Here is an 18,524-nt window from a genome sequence, read left to right on the forward strand (position 1 = left end):
CTGGTCCCGGTGGACTCGATCGCCGACCTCGGCGGGATGCAGGGGTGGGGGAGGGTGCGGGTCCCTGCCGCGGACGAGCCCCCGTTCGCCGAGCCGTGGGAGGGCCGCGCCTTCGCCATGACGGTGCTGACGATGGGCCGCATCTCGGGACGCAACCTCGACGCGTTCCGTCATGCGCTGGCCCGCCTGCACCCCGTCGACTACCTCGTCGACGGCTACTACGGCCGCTGGCTCCACGCCGCCGAGCTGATGCTGACCGACAGCAGCATCCTCGGCCCCGGTGCGGTCGACGCCCGGGCCCGGCGCAACGGCGGCGAGACGGTCACCGAGCCGGGGGTCCCCGAGCCGGACAAGCCCGACTACACGCCGACCGCCGCCGGGTCGCTGCGCGAGGTGGAGCAGGCCCCGGCGTTCGCCGAGGGCGACGCCGTGCGCACCCTCGACCTGCACCCGGTGGGGCCGACCAAGCTCCCCGGCTACCTGCGCCGCCGTACCGGGACCGTCACCGCCGTCTGCCCGGCGCACGTCCTGCCCGACACGAACGCCGTGTTCGCGGGCGAGAACGCCCAGCACGTCTACACCGTCGCGTTCACCTCGGCCGAGCTCTGGGGTCCCGGCGCCGAGGAGTTCACGCTGCACGCCGAGCTGTTCGAGAGCTACCTGGAGGCCGCGGCATGAGCATCCCGCCCGACCGGATCCCGCCCGCCCTGCGGACCGAGGCGCTGGAGCAGCTGCTCACCGAGCGCGGCCTCGTCGACCCGTCGGTGATGGAGAGGTTCATCGCCACCTACGAGCGCGACGTCGGCCCGCTCAACGGCGCCCGCGTGGTGGCCCGGGCCTGGACCGACCCCGGCTACCGGGCCGCCCTGCTGTGCGACGGGACGGCGGCGATCGAGGAGATGGGTTTCTCCGGCCCGCAGGGCGAACACATCGTGGTCCTCGAGCAGAGCGAGGAGGTGCACCACGTCGTGGTCTGCACGCTGTGCTCCTGCTATCCGTGGCCGGTCCTGGGCCTGCCGCCGTCCTGGTACAAGGACCCGGCCTACCGCGCCCGGGTCGTCCGAGAGCCCCGCACGGTGCTCTCGGAGATGGGCCTCGACGTCCCGCCGGAGCGCCGGATCGAGGTCTGGGACTCCAGCGCCGAGGTGCGCTACCTCGTGCTCCCGCAACGCCCCGCCGGCACCGGGTCCTGGGATGCCGACGCCCTCGCCGGGATCGTCACCCGCGACGCGATGGTCGGGGTCGCGGAGGTGAGCGCGGCGTGACCGCCCTCCTCGACACCGACGGCCCGGGCTCGCCGCCGCGCGACAACGGCGAGCTCGTCTTCGCCGAGCCGTGGGAGAGCCGCGCCTTCGGCATGGCCGTCGCCCTCGCCGACGCCGGGGCGTTCACCTGGGACGCCTTCCGGGACCGTCTCATCGCCCGGATCGCCCGGTGGGAGGCCGAGCACGGCGTCGACAACCCGTCGTTCCGCTACTACCGATGCTGGCTCCGTGCGCTGGAGGACGTCCTGGTCTCCGCAGGTGAGCTCGCTCCGGGGGACGTGCTGAACCGCTCGTCGACCCTGGCGGAGCGTCCCGCCGGACACGACCACGACCACTGATCCCGACCGGCAGACCCGTCCCGGCCGGGTCAGACCCTCTCGTCCGGCACCACGTGGACGGCGGCCTCCTCGGCGCTGGCGGCGGCTCCGTCGATGCCGACGTCGGTGGCGAAGACTTCGTCGGAGTTCTGGCGGCCGACGTCGGCGTCGAAGAAGTCGTCCGCGCCGTAGTCGGCGTAGGTCAGACGCCCGGCGCGGTCGTCGCCGACCTCGCGGTCGTAGGGCTCGCCGTCGGTGTCGGAGGTGTCACCGATGCCGTCGCCGGTCTCCGCGTACGGGTCGACGTCGGGCTCCTTGCGGCGCAGCCGTCCGTCGAGCGGCTCGCCGGTGTGCTCCTCCTCGGGGGTGATGCCCCAGGTCTCCAGGCCGCGCGGGCGCTCGGGCGGCGACCAGCCCTCGTCGAGCTTGTCGACCCGCGGGTCGGTGAGGGTGTCCTCGGAGTCGAGCTGCTCGAGGGTGGTGTCGTCGCCTTCGTCGGGGTCGGGCACGAGGCCTCCGTCTGCCGTAGGTGGGTCGGGCGGTCACTGCCATCATGCTCCCGGTGCCCGCCCACATCCCGGGGCCCGCCACCGACCGGAGGTCGCCTGCGATGGAGCTCTTCCCACCGATCCCGTACACGGGCTGGGCCGACACCCTGGCCACCGTGCACCGCTTCGCCCAGGTGGTCGGCCGGGTCCGGCTCGGCGCGAGCCCACGCCGCAACCACTGGTGGAACGTGCCGTTCCACCTCACCGGACGCGGGCTGACGACCCGGCCGATGGGCCTGGACCCGACGTTCGCGATCGACTTCGACTTCCACTCCCATCTGCTGCGGATCGACGTCGTCGACGGACGATCGGCATCGTTCCCGCTGGTCGGACGGTCGGTGGCCGGGTTCCACGCCGACGTCGTCGCCGGGCTCGCGGCGTTCGGCATCGACTCCGGGGACCTCGCCGGTGCCCGCCCGTTCGACCTCCCCGACGCCGGGCGGCCGTTCGCCGAGGACACCGAGCACGCGCACTACGACGCGGCGGCGGTCACCCGGTACTGGCAGGTGCTCAGCCAGGTCAACGTCGTGCTCGAGGAGTTCGCGGGCCGCTTCTCCGGCAAGACCAGCCCGGTGCACCACTTCTGGCACACGTTCGACATCGCGCTCACCCGGTTCGCCGACACCGCCGTCGACCACCCGCCGTCGACCGACCCGGTGACCCGCGAGGCCTACTCGCGCGAGGTCGTGAGCACCGGGTTCTGGTTCGGCGACCCGGCCAACCCGTTCCCGGCGTTCTACTCCTACACCGCCCCGGAACCGGCCGGCCTGGCCGACGAGCCGCTGCCGGCGGGCGCGAGCTGGGTGGCCGCCGGGAGCAGCCACCTCGCGGTGCTCCCGTACGACACCGCCCGCGCGGCCGCGGATCCCGTGGCCACGGTGCTGGAGTTCGCCGAGGCCGCCTACCGGGCGGGCGCGACCCGGGCCGGCTGGGACGTCGAGGCCCACGCCAGCGGAGGCGGCGTCACCGACCCGCACCGCCGCTGAACCGGGGGCCTCAGCGCGGCGACCAGCCCAGGGCCGGGCCGAGCTTGGTCGCGATGTCGGTCAGGATCTGCTCGTAGTCGGCGGCGGCGAAGCTGAACGGCAGCGCGAACACGACCTCGGTGACGTCCCGGAACGCGGCGTGGGCGTAGAGGCGCTCGGCGATCTCGTCCGAGGTCCCGACCAGGTCCTGGGCGAAGAGCATGTTCGCCGGGCCCTGAGGCTTCGCGGTCCGCGGCGTCCGGGCGTCGACGTAGGCGGTGTACTTCTCCCGCTGCTCCGCGGTGGCGCTGTCGGTCGGGATCACGACGAGGCCCTGCGAGACGCGGGCGGCGGCGCCGTCGGGGTGGGCGCTGCGGAACGCCTCGATCTGGCCGTGCTGGATGGCGGCGAAGTCGGTGTCGTCGGGCCCGAACGCCTTGACGACGCTGCTGGTCAGCAGGTTCAGGCCCTGCTCACCGGCCCACCGGGCGGAGTTCAGGCTGGCGGCGCCGTACCAGATCCGGTCGGCCAGGCCGGGCGCGTGCGGCTGGACGCGGTCGGAGAACTGCTCGATGCCCTCGACCCCGGAGAACGTGCTGGCGGTGTCGCCGCGGACGAGGCCGACGAACCGCTTCACCCGCTCGTAGGTGAAGTCCTCGGCGTCGGCGGTGTCGGGGTAGAGCGTCTCGCGGACGTCGGCGAAGTGCATCGGCGGCCCGACGCTCACACCGGGGTGCACGCGGCCGCCGGACAGGATGTCGACGGTCGAGAGGTCCTCGGCCAGGCGCAGCGGGTTCTCCCAGCCCAGGGGCGTCACGGCGGTGCCGAACTCGATCCGGCTGGTGCGCTGCGAGGCCGCGGCCAGCACGGCGACGGGGGAGGAGATGCCGTACTGCAGGTGCCGGTGCCGCAGCCAGGCGCTGTCGAAGCCGAGCCGCTCGCCGAGCTCGATCACCTCGAGGGTGGTCTCGTGCCCGGCGCGGGGGTCGTCGGCGTCGAACGAGCCGATGGTGAGGAAACCCAGCTTCGCGAGCGGGACGGACGGGGACGGCACGATGTTCCTCCGGTGACGGTGGCCAGGACTCCCTCGGCGCAACGTCGCCGGCACCCCCGGGTATGCCGCGTCAGAGCTCGCCGGAGACGATCGCCTGGTCGGTGATGTGGCGGCGGACGTCCGGCGGGGGTGCCACGTCGGTCTCCGGGGTGAGCCACTCGTGGGCCCGCACGAACGCGTCCCAGCTCTCGACACCGCTGTCCGGCCGGCTCATTCCCCACCTCCGCACCAGCACGTCGGCGTGTGGTGTTTCGGGCATGTTACCGGCAACGGCCGTAGGTGTCCGGTCGCCGTTCCTCGAGGTGGTGCAGCACCGCGCGGGCGGCACCGATCATCGCGGGCGGGTCGACCTCGGCCATGGCCAGACCGCCCTTGGACCAGGTCCGGGCGAGCACCTCGCCGCCCGGCCCGACGACCTTGGCCCGGCCCAGGAAGTGCAGCGCGCCGTTGCGCCCGCTCTGGTTCGCCGAGAGCCACACGACCTGGTTCTCGGCCGCGCGGGACTGGTCGTAGAGGTCGAACAGGCGGGCCTGACGGTCCTGGGTCATCCGCGGTGCGCGGTTGGTCAGCGACGTCGGCCACGCCGACAGGCAGGCGATGACGCCCGCGCCGTCGAGGGCCAGCGCCCGGGCCGCCTCCGGGAACGTCTTGTCGTGGTCGATCATCATGCCCATCCGCCCGGCGGGGGTGTCGAAGGCGGTGAAGCAGTGCCCGGGACGGAACAGCGGGGCGACCCCGGGCGGGTGGTGCACCTTGCGGTGCCGGCCGAGCACCCCGTCGCCGGTGAGGCAGACGGCGGCGTTGTAGCGCACCGGCCCGTGTTCGTCGGGCGGCCCGCCCTCGCAGTAGCCCAGGCAGACGACCATGTCCCCGGCCAGGCGGATCACCGCCCGGATCTCCTCGCCGTCGGGATCCAGCTCCGGCGGCAACGAGCCGGGGTCCGGGTCGCGCAGGTCGTCGAGGTAGCCGCCGAGCGCCCCGTCGGGCAGCGCCAGGACCGCCGCCCCGGCGTCGCGCGCGTGCGAGATGATCACCCCGATCCGGTCGAGGTCGAACGCGACGTCACGGGAGAAGCTGGCCGCCGCGGCGGCGAGGCGCACCACGACGGCTAGGCGGCCGGTGACGCGTAGCTGGCCGGCCGCATGTCGCGCAGGTGGCCCATGAACCGGCGGGCCGAGGAGACGGCCTCGTCGACGTCGACCGAGGCGACGGCCAGCCCGGCGTCGGTGCCGGTGGCCGCGAGGACCTCGCCGCCCGGGTCGACGACCTTCGCGTTGCCGACCAGGTGCATGTCCCCGAACGTCCCGGCCTGGTTGGCCGAGACCCAGACGATCTGGTTCTCCAGTGCTCTGGCCCGGTCGAACAGGTCGAACCGTTTGGCCCAGCGGTCCTCGGCGATCACCGGTGCGCGGTGGGTGCGCGACGCGGGCCAGGCGGACATGCAGACGCCGATCCGCGCGCCGTCCAGGGCGAGGGCGCGGGCGGCCTCCGGGAAGGCCTTGTCGTAACAGATCATCATGCCGATCCGCCCGACCGGGGTGTCGAACGCGGCGAACCGGTCACCCGCGGCGTAGGAGTTGTGCTCGTTGAGCGGCTGGTGGACCTTGCGGTGGTGCCCGAGCACGCCGTCGCCGGTCACGGCGACGCAGCTGTTGTAGGGCAGGCCGCTCCCGTCGTCCCCGCGCTCGCAGTAGCCCGCGGTGACGACCATGTCCCCGGCCAGGGAGGCCAGGCGCTTGATCTCCGGCCCGTCGGCGTCGAGCTGCGGGGGGACGTCGTCGGGGTCCCCACCGTTGTCACCGTGGAGGGAGGAGAGGTACCCGCCCAGGGCGGCCTCGGGCAGGGCGAGCAGGGCGACGTCGCGGGACCGGGCGTCGGCGACGATCGTCTCGATGCGGGCGAAGTCCTCGTCGAGATCGCGGACGAAACCGGCGGCGGCCGCGGCGAAGGTCGTTCTCGTCATGTCGTGCGTCCCCATCCGGTTGCCGTGCCCATGCCGGTCACGGTGCCGTGTACCGCGGTGGTGGTCTCCCCGTCGGGCCAGCGCAGCGCGACGCCGGCTCCCGGGACGAGCTCGCCGCACTCCGCGGAGACGGCCGGTCCGGCGTCCGGGAGCGGGGCGCCCGGCTCGTCGGCGGTGATCAGGGCGAAGCCCGGGAAGCAGGTGAACCAGTCGCCGACGCTCGCCCCGGACGGGCGCGGGACGGAGGCGACGTCGAGGACGGCGCCGGTGCCGGAGGCCTCGGCCAGCATGCCGAGCGTGCCGGCCAGCCCCGCCATGGAGACGTCCTTGGCCGCGGCCGGGCGGTGCGCGGCGGCCGGGCCGATCGCGCCGACCATGGCGGTGAGCTCGGCGCGGGTCCGGGACGACGTCGAGTCCCACTGGCGCCCGGTGTAGCCCGGGCGCCAGCCGCCGCCGAGGTCGGCGGTGAGCCGGACCCGGTGCCCGGCCCGCCCGCCACCGGCCGGGACCGGGTGCGGTGTGGTGCCGAGTGCGGTCAGCGACAGCGACGCCGGGACGTCGAGCTGGGTGTGCCCGCCGAGGATCGGGACGCCGTAGGCGGCGGCCGCCTCCCGCATCCCGGTCAGGATCCGGTGCGCGAACGAGGGGTCCCGCGCGCCGACGGCGTCGAGCAGCCCGACCGGTCGCGCACCCATGGCGGCCAGGTCGTTGACGTTGACGAGCACGCCGCACCAGCCGGCCCACTCGGGGTCGCGCTCGACCATCGCCGGGACGATCGCGTCGCAGGCGGCGATCATCTCGCTGCCCGGCACCGGTGCGCCGTCGTCACCGACGAAGCCCTCCGGCCCCAGACCCCGGACCAGGGCTCCGAGCGGGGCCTTGGTGGCGTCGACGAGCTTCTGGATCTTCCCGATCGGCCACCGCATCCGGACGTGCGGGCGTCCGGCGGCGGTCGTGTCCCGGACCCGGTCCCAGCCCAGGCGGAGGAACAGGGTCTCGTTGGCCGGCTGCACGTCGGCCTCGAACCGCAGGACCCCCGCGGACTCGGCCCGAGCGCAGGCGGCGCGGATCAGCGCGGCACCGACCCGGGCCCCGGCGCGGCGGCGGGCACCCGGTGCGACGACGAGCCGGCTGCCGCACCACCAGCCCAGGTCCGGCGTCCCGGCGTCGGCCGGGGCCAGGCGGACCCCGCCGAGCAGCTCGCCGTCGTGGTCTTGGGCGAGCAGGACCAGGGCGCGCGGGTCGTCGTCGTGGTCGTCGTGGTCGCCGGAGGGACGGCCGTCGAACAGGCCCTGCTCGTCGATGAAGACGGCGCGGCGCAGGTCGCGGTAGGCCGTCACCAGCGGGTCGCGGGCGTCGGAGGCGGGGACCTCGGTGATCGTCACCGAGTCGGCGGCGGTGCGCGGGCGACCGCCGAGCAGCTCGTCGGCGACCCAGCGCGAGGACGGGGTCGCCCAGGGCGCCCCGCCGGTCGTGAACCGGGGGCCGGGGCCGTCGACGCGATCGCCGGCGGGGCGGGGGTCGATGACGGTCATCGCTCAGCCCCCGACCGCGGACAGCGCGCTGCAGGCACCGCAGGCCGCGCAGCCGGCGGCCTGGTCGGACCCGCGCATGCCCGCGGCCTGCAACGTCTTGGCCACCCGTGCGGTGACGTCGGCGAGCAGGTCGGCATCGGGTGCGGGGTCGCCGTCGGCGAAGGCCAGGGTGCCCGGGATCGGGCGGTAGGGGACGACGAACGGGTAGACGCCCCGGTCGATCAGCTCCGCGGCGCCCGCGACGAGCTCGTCCGGATCCTCGCCGAGACCGACGATCAGGTAGGTCGAGACGGCGCTGCGCCCGAACAGGCGCACCGACTCGTCCCACGCCGTCCGGTACTGCGACAGCGGGACGGTCGCCTTGCCGGGCATCCAGCGGCGCCGGACGTCGTCGTCGAGGGACTCGACGTGGATCCCGATCGCGTCCGCGCCCGCGTCGCGCAGCTCGGTGAGGGCGTCGAGGTCGTCCGGCGACGGGGGCTCGCACTGCACCTGCACCGGGAGGCCGGGCGCCGCGGCCTTGATCGCGCGCACGCAGCGGGCGAGGTGCCGGGCGCCGCGGTCACGGCCGTTGCTGGTGCCGGTCGTGAGCACCATCTGCTTCACCCCGTCCAGGCGGACGGCGGCCTCGGCGACCTCGGCGAGCTGGTCGGGCGTCTTGACGGCGGTCGTCGCGCCGGCGTCGAGGGACTGCTCGATCGCGCAGAACCGGCAGCGGTCGGCCTCGCCGTAGCGCACACAGGTCTGCACGACGGTCGTGGCGAGCACGTCGTTCCCGTGCAGGCGGGCGATCTTCTCGTAGGAGACGCCGTCGGAGGTGGTGAGGTCGTAGAAGGCGGGGCGGTCGACGGTGTCGACGGCGACGCCCATGTCCGTGACGCCGCCGTCGACCTCGCGGCGCACCAGCCGCCCGTCACGCAGGCGGTACGGACTGGACTCGACGATCGGGACGGTGGTCCTGAGGCCGTCGACGAGCACGTGCCCGTCGGCCGACGGTCCGGCGCCACCGGGACGGCGCAGCGGGATGACCGATCCGAGGTCGGTCACGTTCGCCGGGGCCGCAGGAGAGGTCGGAGGGTCGATCGCCACACCGCGAACGGCCATCTCGGTACGGGCGTGCAGGCCGAGGTCGGAGTCGTTCGGATCGGGGTCGGACATGTGCGGCGGACCTCCAGGATGCTCGGCGGGCGCGACGGCGGCCGGGGCGGAACCCGTCGAGATGCAGCTCAGCGCTGTTCGATGATCGGCAGCTCGCCCCGATCCGCATCTCGACGGGCGGATACGGGGCCGGCGCGCGGGCCGTCCCCGGACCGGGGCGGATCAGAGCTGGTAGGTCGAATTGATGATCGCGCCCTTGCGGGCGTAGTGGATGAGCGCGTCCTGGACGTCGAGCGGGTGCGTCGGGATGACGCCCTCGATGAGGTCCTCCTCGCGCGCTCCGTGCAGCGACAGTCCGAAGCGGCAGCAGTAGACCTTGCCGCCCTCGCCGATGAACGTCTTGAGCTGGTCGTTGATGTTGTGCTCACCCGGGAACGCGGACGTCCCGGTGGTGGGGAATCCGCGGGTGGCCAGGCAGTTCAGCGAACCCGGGCCGTAGAAGTACATCGCCGACTCGAACCCCTTGCGCAGTGCGCGGGTGGCCTGCAGCACCGCCACGAAGCTCACCGAGGACTCGTGCGCGATGCCGTGGACGAGGGTGAAGTAGGACTCCCCGTTCTCGGCCTGCAGGTCCGGGAAGACCTTGGTGCCGCCGTAGATGCTCGAGCCCTCGGGCAGGGAGGGGTGCGGGATCTCCTCGAGGCTCTTCTTCTCGACGTCGGACAGCTCAACGGTGGTCACGGGTGTCTCCTCCGGGAGATCGGATGTGGGACGGGTGGAGCGGATACCGGCCGTCGTTCCGGCTCGGGAAGGCCCCAAGAACACCAATGATTCATTTCCGGTGCGTTGCGACGGAACTACGGGGACGAGTCGGAACCGGCGCACTGTGAGGCGGGGGTTACGTAACACAAGGAAATGTCGGGGTGGTCTGTCGGTAACCGCTCGGAAACGGGGACCGGGAAGCGTCGGGTACTTCCACGACGAATGTCTTTCGACAGGAGTACCGCGATGACCTCGATGACGGGCACGAAGCGCAGGCCGGTCCCGGCCGACCTGTCGGGCGAGCATCGGTCGGTGGTCGTGATCGGAGGCGGGCAGGCCGGCCTGTCCATGAGCCGGTGCCTCGACAAGCGCGGCGTCGACCACGTCGTCCTCGAACGCGACACGGTGGCTGCGTCGTGGAAGAACTTCCGGTGGGACACGTTCTGCCTGGTCACGCCGAACTGGCAGTGCAAGCTGCCCGATTTCCCCTACGCCGGCGACGACCCGCACGGGTTCATGGTCCGGTCGCAGATCATCGACTATCTCGAGGCCTACCGCGCGTTCGTGGACCCGCCGATCCTCGAGGGCGTCACCGTCCTGAACGTGACCCGCGACGACCGGGGGACCTTCCACGTCAGCACCTCGGCCGGGGACTGCACCGCCGACCAGGTCGTGGTGGCCACCGGCGGGTACCACACGCCGATCACCCCGCCGATGTCGGAGCCGCTGCCGCCGGAGATCACCCAGGTGCAGTCGCAGGACTACAAGTCCGGCGCGATGCTGCCGCCGGGGGAGGTGCTCGTCGTCGGGTCCGGGCAGTCCGGTGCGCAGATCGCCGAGGACCTGCACCTCGAGGGACGCCGGGTGCACCTGGTGGTCGGGGAGGCGCCGCGCGTCGCGCGCTTCTACCGCGGCCGCGACGTCACCGACTGGCTCGACGAGATGGGCTACTACCGGATGCCCGTCACCGAGCACCCACGCCGCGAGGCCGTCCGGGCACAGGCCAACCACTACGTCACCGGCCGCGACGGCGGACGCGACATCGACCTGCGCGCCCACGCCCGCGACGGCATGCGCCTCTACGGCCTGATGACCGACCACCGAGACGGCGCGCTGCACTTCCGGCCGAACCTCACCGAGTCCCTCGACCACGCCGACGAGGTCAGTGAGTCGATCAAGGACACGATCGACAGGTTCATCCCCGCGCAGGGCGTCGACGCCCCCGTCGAGGAGCGCTACACCCCGGTGTGGCGTCCCGGGGCCGAGACCACCGAGCTGGTCCTGGCCGACACCGGCATCACCTCCGTCGTGTGGTGCATCGGCTTCCGGCAGGACTTCCGCTGGATCGACGTGCCGGTGTTCAACGGGCGCGGCGCGCCGTCGCACAGCCGCGGCACCACCAGCGTCCCCGGCCTGTACTTCCTGGGCCTGGCCTGGCAGTGGACCTGGGGCTCGGGCCGGTTCTCCGGCGTCGGCGACGACGCGGAGTACCTCGCCGAGCGGATCGGGTCGCAGCGCGGGCTGACCTCGACCGGGGGACGCGGCGACGTCTGCAACGTGCTCGCCCTGGGGTCCTGAGCAGCGGGTCCGGGTCGCCGGCGCGACGGCCGTCACACAGACGTCGGTGGCACGGTCCCGCGGGGGCGAGCATTCTGGAATCTCACCGTGCGGGCCGGGTAGCGGCACCGCCTCCGGGACAGGATCTCGTGTGCGCCAGAAGTTGTCGATCGCCGCGGTCGCGGTCGGTGCGGTTCTCGCCGTCGTCGCGCTGGTCGGTGCCGCGCTGTGGTTCTACCCGCCGTCGGACACGGCGAACGCCTCCGACGGGGCGATGTCCGAGCAGCAGGCCGGGGACCTCGCCGACGCGACCGCGTTCCGGCAGCAGGCGCTCACCGACCCGCGCGCGGCCCTGGCCTCCTGCGAGCGGGCGCAGACCACCCTGTTCGACGGGCTCTCCGCCCACCTCGCGGGGAGCGGGGACCGCTTCGCGACCGCCCGGTTCACCATCCAGGGCGCCCGCGGTCTGACCTACCTCTCGGCCGACGTCGTCGGCGCCACTGGAACGGTGAAGGCCGTCGCGCCGGTGTGGGTCTACGGCGGCGCCGGCTACGCAGGTCTCTCCCCGACGGCGGACCGGCTCTCCGCGCGTCTGCCCGACGGCGGCACGCAGTACGGCGCGAGCGTGCAGGACGCCGCGGCCGTCCGCGTCGCGACCTGCGCCGAGGCCGCCCGGCGACTGTCGACGGCGGGCGGCTGACCGGGACTCGTCGAGAGGCTCCCGGTCCGGAGTTCGCCCCGCCCCCGGGCGGCGACACCAGCCCGGTCGACCTGCACCACCACCTCACCGTCTCCGGGGGACGCATCACGGCGCTCACCATCTGCCCCTGAGCACGCGCGACGGTCGTAGCCTGGAGTCATGACCGTCGCGCTGGGGACCTCGTTCACGTTCGACAACACCTACGTGCGCGAGCTGGAGGGCCTCTACGAGCCGTGGAAGGCCGCCCCGGCCCCGGCCCCGCGCCTGCTGGCCCTCAACGAGGAGCTGGCCGACGAGCTGGGCCTCGACGCCGCGGCGCTGGGATCGCCGGAGGGGATCGACGTCCTCGTCGGCAACACCGTGCCCGACGGCGCGCAGCCGGTCGCGCAGGTGTACTCCGGTCACCAGTTCGGCAACTACTCACCGCGTCTCGGCGACGGCCGTGCGCTGCTGCTCGGCGAGGTGCACGACCGCGCGGGGAACCGCCGCGACCTGCACCTCAAGGGTTCCGGCCGGACCCCGTTCGCCCGTGGCGGCGACGGCAAGGCCCCGCTCGGCCCGATGCTGCGCGAGTACGTGATCGGCGAGGCGATGCACGCGCTCGGCATCCCGACGACGCGGGCGCTGGCCGTCGTCGCGACCGGCGAGGACGTCGCGCGGGACACCCTGCTGCCGGGTGCGGTGATGACCCGGGTCGCGTCGAGCCACCTGCGGGTCGGCACGTTCCAGTACACCGCCGCGCTGGGCGAGGTGGCGCTGCTGCGGCGCCTGGCCGACTACGCCATCGCCCGCCACCACCCCGACGCCGCGTCGGCGGACAACCCGTACCTGTCGTTCTTCGAGCGCGTGCTCGACGCCCAGGCGTCGCTGATCGCGCGCTGGATGCTGGCCGGGTTCGTGCACGGCGTGATGAACACCGACAACATGACGATCTCCGGCGAGACGATCGACTACGGCCCCTGCGCCTACCTCGACGCCTACGACCCGTCGACCGTGTTCAGCTCCATCGACCACGCCGCCCGCTACGCCTTCGGCAACCAGCCCCGGGTCGCGCAATGGAACCTCGCGCGCCTGGCCGAGGCGCTGCTCCCGCTGATCGACGACGACCCCGACGCCGCCGTCGCCGCGGCCACCGAGGTGCTGGGCACGTTCCCGGAGCGCTACCACGGCTACTGGCGCGACGGGATGCGCGCGAAGCTCGGGCTGACCGGCGCCACCGAGCCGGACGACGCGATCGTCGACGACCTGCCGGCCCTGATCGCCGCGCAGAAGGTCGACTTCACCGCGTTCTACCGGTCCCTGTCGGCGGCCGTGCGCGGTGACGACGCACCCGTGCGCTCGCTGCTCGTCGACCCCTCCGCCCTGGACGGGTGGACGGCGCGGTGGACGGCGGCCGTGGCCACCGCCGGCGAGCCCGGTGCGGTCGCCGACGCGATGGACCGCGTCAACCCCGTCTACATCCCGCGCAACCAGCGCGTCGAGGAGGCGTTGACCGCGGCGACCGGGGGAGACCTCGCGCCGTTCCACCGCCTGATGGACGTGCTCGCCCGCCCGTTCGAGGAGCGCGCGGGCCTCGAGGACTACGCCGCTCCGGCGGAGTTCGGCCCGTACACCACGTTCTGCGGGACGTGACCGTCCGTAGACATCCCCACCGGGACGAATGATGCGCTCGACGGCTCGGTGATCTCGGCCGTTCGGCTCAGAGGCCTCACCGAGCGGAGTGGGACGAACGGCGGTGCCGGAGCATGGCACCGTCCCTGAGCTGTGGCGATACCGGATCGGTCCGGTCCGACAGGCAGACCGGGTGGGATGTGGGGAGCACACCCCACCCGGCCTGGCTCGTGTCGGCGGCCCGCGGCGAGGCGGGCCCGACACCGGAACCGTAGTAGCTCTACGTGAGCGATCTGTGTGCGCGGCGCGGCCGGAACGTCAGGCGGACGGTGCAGTGCGACTACTGGGAGTCGGCGATGCGTTGCGTACACGCGTGACTACCAAGCGTGTGATTCGCCCGCCTGGAGACCACGGACGGCGTCTCCGGCCGGGCTGGGGCAGCCTGTGCCCGTGAGCACCCCACACCCGACCTCCGGCGACACGACGGCCCGGCCCGAACCGGGCACGGTCGTCGTGTCCGCGAGCGACGCACGGCCCTACGGCCAGGACGTCGACACCGATCTCCTGCACTGGAACGCCGACGAGCCCGAGTCCGCCGGCGGCGCGGGCTCCGGCCCGGACCCGTACCAGCTGCTGCTCTCCGCCCTCGGCACGTGCACCGCGATCACCCTGCGGATGTACGCCGACCGGGCGGGTCTGCCGCTCGACGACGTGACGGTCACCCTCACCCACGACCGCCTGCACGCCAGGGACTGCGAGGAGTGCGAGACGTCGACAGGGCACGTCGATCGCATCGTGCGCGAGGTCCGTCTCGTCGGCGATCTCGACGACGCGCAGCGGGCGAAGCTGATCGCGATCGCCGACCGCTGCCCGGTCCACCGGACCCTGACCTCGGAGATGGTGATCGAGACCGACGAGGTCTGACCCGGGCCCGCCCCACGACCTCCCGGCGACCTCCTCTTACCCGGCGACCGCGGGCTCGGCGACGGCGGCGTCCGCGACCAGGCGGGCAGCCTCGCGCAGCTCGCCCTCGGTCGTCCACCGGCCCAGCGACAGGCGCAGTGCCCCGTTCGCGCGCTCCGGCGACAGTCCCATCGCCAGCAGCACCTCCGACGGCGCGTCGACGCCCTCGTGGCACGCCGACCCGGTCGCGGCCGCGATCCCGGGCAGGCCGGCGAGCAGCGCCCGGCTGCTCGCGACCCCGTCGATGCTGACGTTGAGGGTCCCGGGCAGCCGGTGCTCGGGGTGGCCGTTGAGCCGTACCCGGGCGGGCAGCAGGCGCTCCAGCTCGTCGTGGAGGAGGTCGCGCAGGCCGGCCAGCCGTCCGGCGCTCTCAGGCAGCTCGGCCCCGGCCAGCGCGGCGGCCTCGCCGAGGGCGGCGACGAACGCGACGTTCTCGGTACCGGCACGCAGGCCGTTCTCCTGCCCGCCGCCGTGCACGGTGGGCGTCAGCACGACGCCGTCGCGGACGTAGAGCGCGCCCACACCCTTCGGCGCGTACATCTTGTGCCCGACCACCGTCAGCAGGTCGACGCCGAGCTCCTCGACGTCGATCGCGACCTTGCCGACCGCCTGCGCTCCGTCGGTGTGGAACAGCGCGCCGTGCCCGTGGGCGACCGCGGCCAGCTCGCGGATCGGCTGCAGCGTGCCGGTCTCGCTGTTGCCGTAGGCGATCGACACGAGCGCGGTGTCGTCGCCGATCGCCTCCCGCAGGACGGCCGGGTCGACGCGGCCGTGCCCGTCGACCGGGAGACGGGTGACGGTGACGCCGCCGGCCTCCAGGCTCCGGCACGCGTTCAGGACCGCGGGGTGCTCGGTCGGGAGCGTGACCACCCTCCGGCGTGACGGCGGCGCGGCGAGGACGGCGCCGCGTACGGCGAGGGTGTCGGACTCGGACCCGCCGCCGGTGAACACGATCTCGCCGGCCGTCGCGCCCAGGAGTGCGGCCACCTGCGCGCGGGCACGGGAGACGGCCTCGTACGGGGCGGTGCCGTAGTGGTGGCTCGACGACGGGTTGCCGAAATGTGTCGCGAGGTAGGGCAGCGCGACCTCGAGCACGGCCGGGTCGACCGGTGTCGTGGCGTTGTAGTCGAGGTAGATCGGTCCGTCGGTCAGGCCGGGGTGGGGCATCGGATCTCCGTCCGTCTCGGTACGCCCATTTCTACCAGCGATATCCATCTGCCAGGAACTGGCAGTGACGCGATTGTCGCAATCGAATTCGGCACCTACTCTGAAATTCTCGGACCGTTCGACGGAAGGCGACAGAAACCGGCCATGCGCATTCTCCTGCAGAATCGTGCCTATCGGCGGCTGTTCGTGGCCCAGATGCTCGCCCTCGTCGGGACCGGTCTGGCGACGGTGGCGCTGGGGCTGCTCGCCTACGAGCTGGCCGGTGAGCGGGCGGGGGAGGTGCTGGGCACCGCGCTGGCGATCAAGATGGTCGCCTACGTCGCGATCGCCCCGGTCGTCGGCGCGTGGGCGGACCGTGTCCCCCGCAAGGTCCTCATGGTGGGCGCGGACCTGGTGCGGGCCGCGGTCGTGCTGATGCTGCCGGTGGTCACGCAGGTGTGGCAGGTGTACCTGCTGATCGCGCTGCTGCAGGCGGCGTCGGCGACGTTCACGCCGACGTTCCAGTCGGTGCTGCCGGACGTGCTCCCCGACGAGGACGACTACACCCGGGCGTTGTCGGCGTCACAGTTCGCGGTCAGCGCCGAGAACATTCTGAGCCCGTTGCTGGCCGCCGCTCTGCTGACCGTCGTCGCATTCCACTCGCTGTTCCTCGGCACCACGGCCGGATTCCTCTGTTCCGCGGCGCTCGTCGTCGGCGCCGTCGTGCCGGCCGGACGGCGCAGTACCCACGACCGTTTCCGGGACCGGCTCGTCGTCGGCGTGCGGATCTTCGCCGCGACCCCGCGGCTGCGCGGCGTGCTCGCGCTGAACATGGTGGTGGCCGCGTGTGGGGTGATCGCTCTGGTCAGCACCGTGAACGTCGGGCGGGACCTGCTCGGCGGGTCGCAGACCGACGTCGCGCTGCTGCTGGCGGTGAGCGGAGCCGGGACGGCGGTGGCGGCGCTGAGCGCGCCGTGGCTGTTGCGCCGGCACACCGAGAGGTCGGTGATGCTCGCCGGCGCGGCGGTGTCGGTGGCGGCCGTGTCCGGGGCGCTGGTCCTGTCGCTGGTCCCGGGGCCGGGACTCGCCGCCGCGGTGTGGGCACTGGTCGGGGCCGGGCCCGGCGCGATCATGGTGGTGACCGGGCGGGTGGTCCGCCGCTCCACCGGCGCCCGGGACCGGCCGGCCGCGTTCGCCGCCCAGTTCTCCCTCTCGCACGCCTGCTGGCTGCTCACCTACCCGCTGACGGGCTGGGTGGGGTCCCTGGCCGGGTTCACCACCGCGTGGGCCGTGCTGGCGGTCCTGGTCGCGGCCGCGTCGGTCCTCGCCGTGCGCGTGTGGCCGCGGGGCCTGCCGGAGGAGTTCCGGCACGTCCACGACGGCTCCGAGGACGAGGACCACCTGGCACACGCCGAGTGGGACGGCGCGGTGTGGACCCACACCCACCGGATCGTGATCGACGACAACCACACCCGCTGGCCGACGCCCGTGCACTGAGCGACGACGGCCCTGCATCCAGGGTGACATCGTTCGACGACGGGGCTGGCGCCGGAAGATAGTCTCGTCTATCTTCTGAGTTCATGGTGACGATGTCCGGGCCGAGGGGCTACCGCACGATTCCGGTCGTACGGGCTCCCGAGCGGGTCCCGTACACGCCGCGCCCGATCGACCTGTTCGCCATCATCGGCGTCCTGCTCATCGTGTTCGCCCTGCTCCGGCTGACCCAGCTCGTCTGATCCCGCCGCACGCGCCCGATAGTCTGCGCCGGTGACGGATGCGGCTCTTCGTCGACGTCTGGGAGTCGGCGACGCCGTCCTGATCGGGCTCGGCTCGATGCTCGGGGCCGGGGTGTTCGCCTCGGTCGGCCCCGCCGCCGCGGCCGCCGGCAGCGGGTTGCTGGTGGCACTCGGGGTGGCTGCCGTCGTCGCCTACTGCAACGCGACCGCCTCGGCCCGCCTGGCCGCGGTGCATCCGGAGTCCGGCGGCACCTACGTCTACGGGCGACGCCGGCTGGGCCCGGTCCCGGGATTCCTGGCCGGGTGGGGGTTCGTCGTCGGCAAGACCGCGAGCTGCGCGGCGATGGCGCTGACGTTCGGGGCGTACGCGTGGCCGTCGCACCCCGCCGTCCCGGCGGTGGCCGCTGTGGTGGCGCTGACCGTCGTCAACTGCCTGGGGGTGGCCAGGACGGCCGGGCTGAACCGGCTGCTCGTCGCGGTCACGCTGCTCGCGCTGGCCGCGGTCGTCGTCGCCGGTCTGGGTGGCGGCGCGGTCGACACCGCGAACCTGGCGGGGTGGGCCGACGCGGACGTGCCCGGGATCGGGCAGGCCGCGGCGCTGCTGTTCTTCGCCTTCGCCGGCTACGCGCGGGTCGCGACCCTGGGGGAGGAGGTCCGCGACCCGGCGAGGACGATCCCGCGGGCGGTCCCGCTGGCGCTGGGGATCGTGCTGACCGTGTACGTGCTGGTCGCGACGACCGCGCTGCTCACCGTCGGCCCTGAGGGGCTCGCGGCCGCCGCGGCTCCGCTGGCGGCCGTCGCGTCGTCCGGGACGCTGGGGTTCCTGACGCCGGCCGTCCGGATCGGCGGCGCGGTCGCCTCGGCCGGGGTGCTGCTGTCGCTGATGGCCGGGATCGGGCGGACGACGATGGCGATGGCCCGCGACGGCGAGCTGCCCCGCGCGCTGGCGGCGGTGCATCCGAGGTACCGCGTCCCGCACCGCGCCGAGCTGCTGCTCGGTGCCGTCGTGGTGGTGATCGTCCTGGTCGCCGACGTGCGCGGCGCGATCGGGTTCTCCGCCTTCGCGGTGCTCGTCTACTACGCGGTCACCAACGCCGCGGCCCTCACCCTCGACGGCCCGTCCCGGCGGTGGCTGCGCCCGCTCTCGGTGCTGGGCCTGCTGGGCTGCCTCGCCCTGGCGTTCGCGCTGCCGGTCGCGACGGTGCTGACGGGCGCCGGTGTGCTGGCGGCCGGGGTCCTGGGCCGGGCCCTGGTGCGGACGGCCCTGCGCGGGAGCGGATCCGACCCGTCCACGTAGGGTCGGA

20 protein-coding genes are annotated in these 18,524 nt (G+C 73.5%); 11 read left to right on the forward strand and 9 right to left on the reverse strand.

The annotated features are described in order from the left end of the window. Positions 1–9: 9 nt before the first annotated feature. The 3 genes from nthB to EV383_RS13705 are packed head-to-tail and all read left to right on the forward strand — an operon-like array spanning position 10 to position 1,603. On the forward strand, positions 10–678 hold the full coding sequence (gene nthB, locus EV383_RS13695) for a nitrile hydratase subunit beta (protein ID WP_130290267.1): 669 nt from the start codon (positions 10–12) through the stop codon (positions 676–678). Next, the gene (gene nthA, locus EV383_RS13700) at positions 675–1,265 is read left to right on the forward strand and encodes a nitrile hydratase subunit alpha (RefSeq protein ID WP_130290268.1); all 591 of its coding nucleotides are present in this window, start codon (positions 675–677) and stop codon (positions 1,263–1,265) included. Before nthB ends, nthA begins: the two co-directional genes overlap by 4 nt. Further along, entirely contained in the window at positions 1,262–1,603 is a 342-nt protein-coding gene (locus EV383_RS13705) for a nitrile hydratase accessory protein (RefSeq protein ID WP_130290269.1), read from the forward strand. The genes nthA and EV383_RS13705 overlap by 4 nt, the downstream gene beginning before the upstream one ends. A gap of 29 nt (positions 1,604–1,632) precedes the next feature. Here EV383_RS13705 and EV383_RS13710 read toward each other — a convergent pair whose 3' ends face one another. Beyond that, positions 1,633–2,091 (reverse strand): DUF5709 domain-containing protein, encoded by a 459-nt coding sequence (locus EV383_RS13710; RefSeq protein WP_130290270.1) that lies wholly within the window; start codon positions 2,089–2,091, stop codon positions 1,633–1,635. A 101-nt stretch (positions 2,092–2,192) separates the two neighbouring features. On the opposite strand from EV383_RS13710, the gene EV383_RS13715 reads away from it, so the two are divergent. Then, positions 2,193–3,116 carry a DUF5996 family protein gene (locus tag EV383_RS13715; protein ID WP_130290271.1) on the forward strand — a complete coding sequence of 308 codons (924 nt, stop codon included), beginning with the start codon at positions 2,193–2,195 and terminating at the stop codon, positions 3,114–3,116. Between the two features lie 10 nt (positions 3,117–3,126). Here EV383_RS13715 and EV383_RS13720 read toward each other — a convergent pair whose 3' ends face one another. The 7 genes from EV383_RS13720 to EV383_RS13745 form a co-directional block, all read right to left on the reverse strand. Continuing rightward, complete coding sequence (locus EV383_RS13720) at positions 3,127–4,149, reverse strand: LLM class flavin-dependent oxidoreductase (RefSeq protein ID WP_130290272.1); 1,023 nt, start codon at positions 4,147–4,149, stop codon at positions 3,127–3,129. Between the two features lie 70 nt (positions 4,150–4,219). Continuing rightward, entirely contained in the window at positions 4,220–4,363 is a 144-nt protein-coding gene (locus EV383_RS31160) for a hypothetical protein (RefSeq protein ID WP_165438340.1), read from the reverse strand. Positions 4,364–4,409: 46 nt separating this feature from the next. Continuing rightward, positions 4,410–5,252 (reverse strand): carbon-nitrogen hydrolase family protein, encoded by an 843-nt coding sequence (locus EV383_RS13725; RefSeq protein WP_130290273.1) that lies wholly within the window; start codon positions 5,250–5,252, stop codon positions 4,410–4,412. A 5-nt stretch (positions 5,253–5,257) separates the two neighbouring features. After that, positions 5,258–6,112 carry a carbon-nitrogen hydrolase family protein gene (locus EV383_RS13730; protein ID WP_130290274.1) on the reverse strand — a complete coding sequence of 285 codons (855 nt, stop codon included), beginning with the start codon at positions 6,110–6,112 and terminating at the stop codon, positions 5,258–5,260. Beyond that, positions 6,109–7,647: an MSMEG_0567/sll0787 family protein gene (locus EV383_RS13735; protein WP_130290275.1), complete on the reverse strand. Its 1,539-nt coding sequence runs from the start codon at positions 7,645–7,647 to the stop codon at positions 6,109–6,111. Before EV383_RS13735 ends, EV383_RS13730 begins: the two co-directional genes overlap by 4 nt. Before the next feature lie 3 nt (positions 7,648–7,650). Continuing rightward, on the reverse strand, positions 7,651–8,805 hold the full coding sequence (locus EV383_RS13740; protein ID WP_242623083.1) for an MSMEG_0568 family radical SAM protein: 1,155 nt from the start codon (positions 8,803–8,805) through the stop codon (positions 7,651–7,653). Positions 8,806–8,967: 162 nt separating this feature from the next. Next, a complete protein-coding gene (locus EV383_RS13745) occupies positions 8,968–9,486 on the reverse strand; it encodes an MSMEG_0572/Sll0783 family nitrogen starvation response protein (protein ID WP_130290276.1) in 519 nt (172 codons plus the stop codon). Between the two features lie 267 nt (positions 9,487–9,753). Between EV383_RS13745 and EV383_RS13750 the strand changes: the two genes are divergently transcribed. The 4 genes from EV383_RS13750 (at position 9,754) to EV383_RS13765 (ending at position 14,299) form a co-directional block, all read left to right on the forward strand. After that, the gene (locus tag EV383_RS13750; RefSeq protein ID WP_207223520.1) at positions 9,754–11,085 is read left to right on the forward strand and encodes an MSMEG_0569 family flavin-dependent oxidoreductase; all 1,332 of its coding nucleotides are present in this window, start codon (positions 9,754–9,756) and stop codon (positions 11,083–11,085) included. 130 nt (positions 11,086–11,215) lie between these two features. Then, positions 11,216–11,764, forward strand: a complete 549-nt coding sequence (locus tag EV383_RS13755; RefSeq protein WP_130290277.1) for a hypothetical protein — start codon at positions 11,216–11,218, stop codon at positions 11,762–11,764. Positions 11,765–11,923: 159 nt separating this feature from the next. Next, entirely contained in the window at positions 11,924–13,396 is a 1,473-nt protein-coding gene (locus EV383_RS13760; protein ID WP_130290278.1) for a protein adenylyltransferase SelO, read from the forward strand. Positions 13,397–13,825: 429 nt separating this feature from the next. Beyond that, the gene (locus EV383_RS13765; protein WP_207223521.1) at positions 13,826–14,299 is read left to right on the forward strand and encodes an OsmC family protein; all 474 of its coding nucleotides are present in this window, start codon (positions 13,826–13,828) and stop codon (positions 14,297–14,299) included. Between the two features lie 36 nt (positions 14,300–14,335). On the opposite strand, the gene EV383_RS13770 is transcribed toward EV383_RS13765, so the two are convergent. Further along, positions 14,336–15,505 (reverse strand): cysteine desulfurase family protein, encoded by a 1,170-nt coding sequence (locus EV383_RS13770; RefSeq protein ID WP_130290280.1) that lies wholly within the window; start codon positions 15,503–15,505, stop codon positions 14,336–14,338. Between the two features lie 144 nt (positions 15,506–15,649). On the opposite strand from EV383_RS13770, the gene EV383_RS13775 reads away from it, so the two are divergent. The 3 genes from EV383_RS13775 to EV383_RS13780 all read left to right on the forward strand — a co-directional run bounded on the left by EV383_RS13775 (position 15,650) and on the right by EV383_RS13780 (position 18,517). Continuing rightward, entirely contained in the window at positions 15,650–16,981 is a 1,332-nt protein-coding gene (locus tag EV383_RS13775; protein ID WP_130290281.1) for an MFS transporter, read from the forward strand. An 83-nt stretch (positions 16,982–17,064) separates the two neighbouring features. Beyond that, positions 17,065–17,220 (forward strand): hypothetical protein, encoded by a 156-nt coding sequence (locus EV383_RS31165; RefSeq protein ID WP_165438341.1) that lies wholly within the window; start codon positions 17,065–17,067, stop codon positions 17,218–17,220. 31 nt (positions 17,221–17,251) lie between these two features. After that, positions 17,252–18,517 (forward strand): APC family permease, encoded by a 1,266-nt coding sequence (locus EV383_RS13780; RefSeq protein WP_130290282.1) that lies wholly within the window; start codon positions 17,252–17,254, stop codon positions 18,515–18,517. The last annotated feature ends 7 nt before the right edge of the window (positions 18,518–18,524 follow it).

The organism is Pseudonocardia sediminis (assembly GCF_004217185.1).
Classification (GTDB): domain Bacteria; phylum Actinomycetota; class Actinomycetes; order Mycobacteriales; family Pseudonocardiaceae; genus Pseudonocardia; species Pseudonocardia sediminis.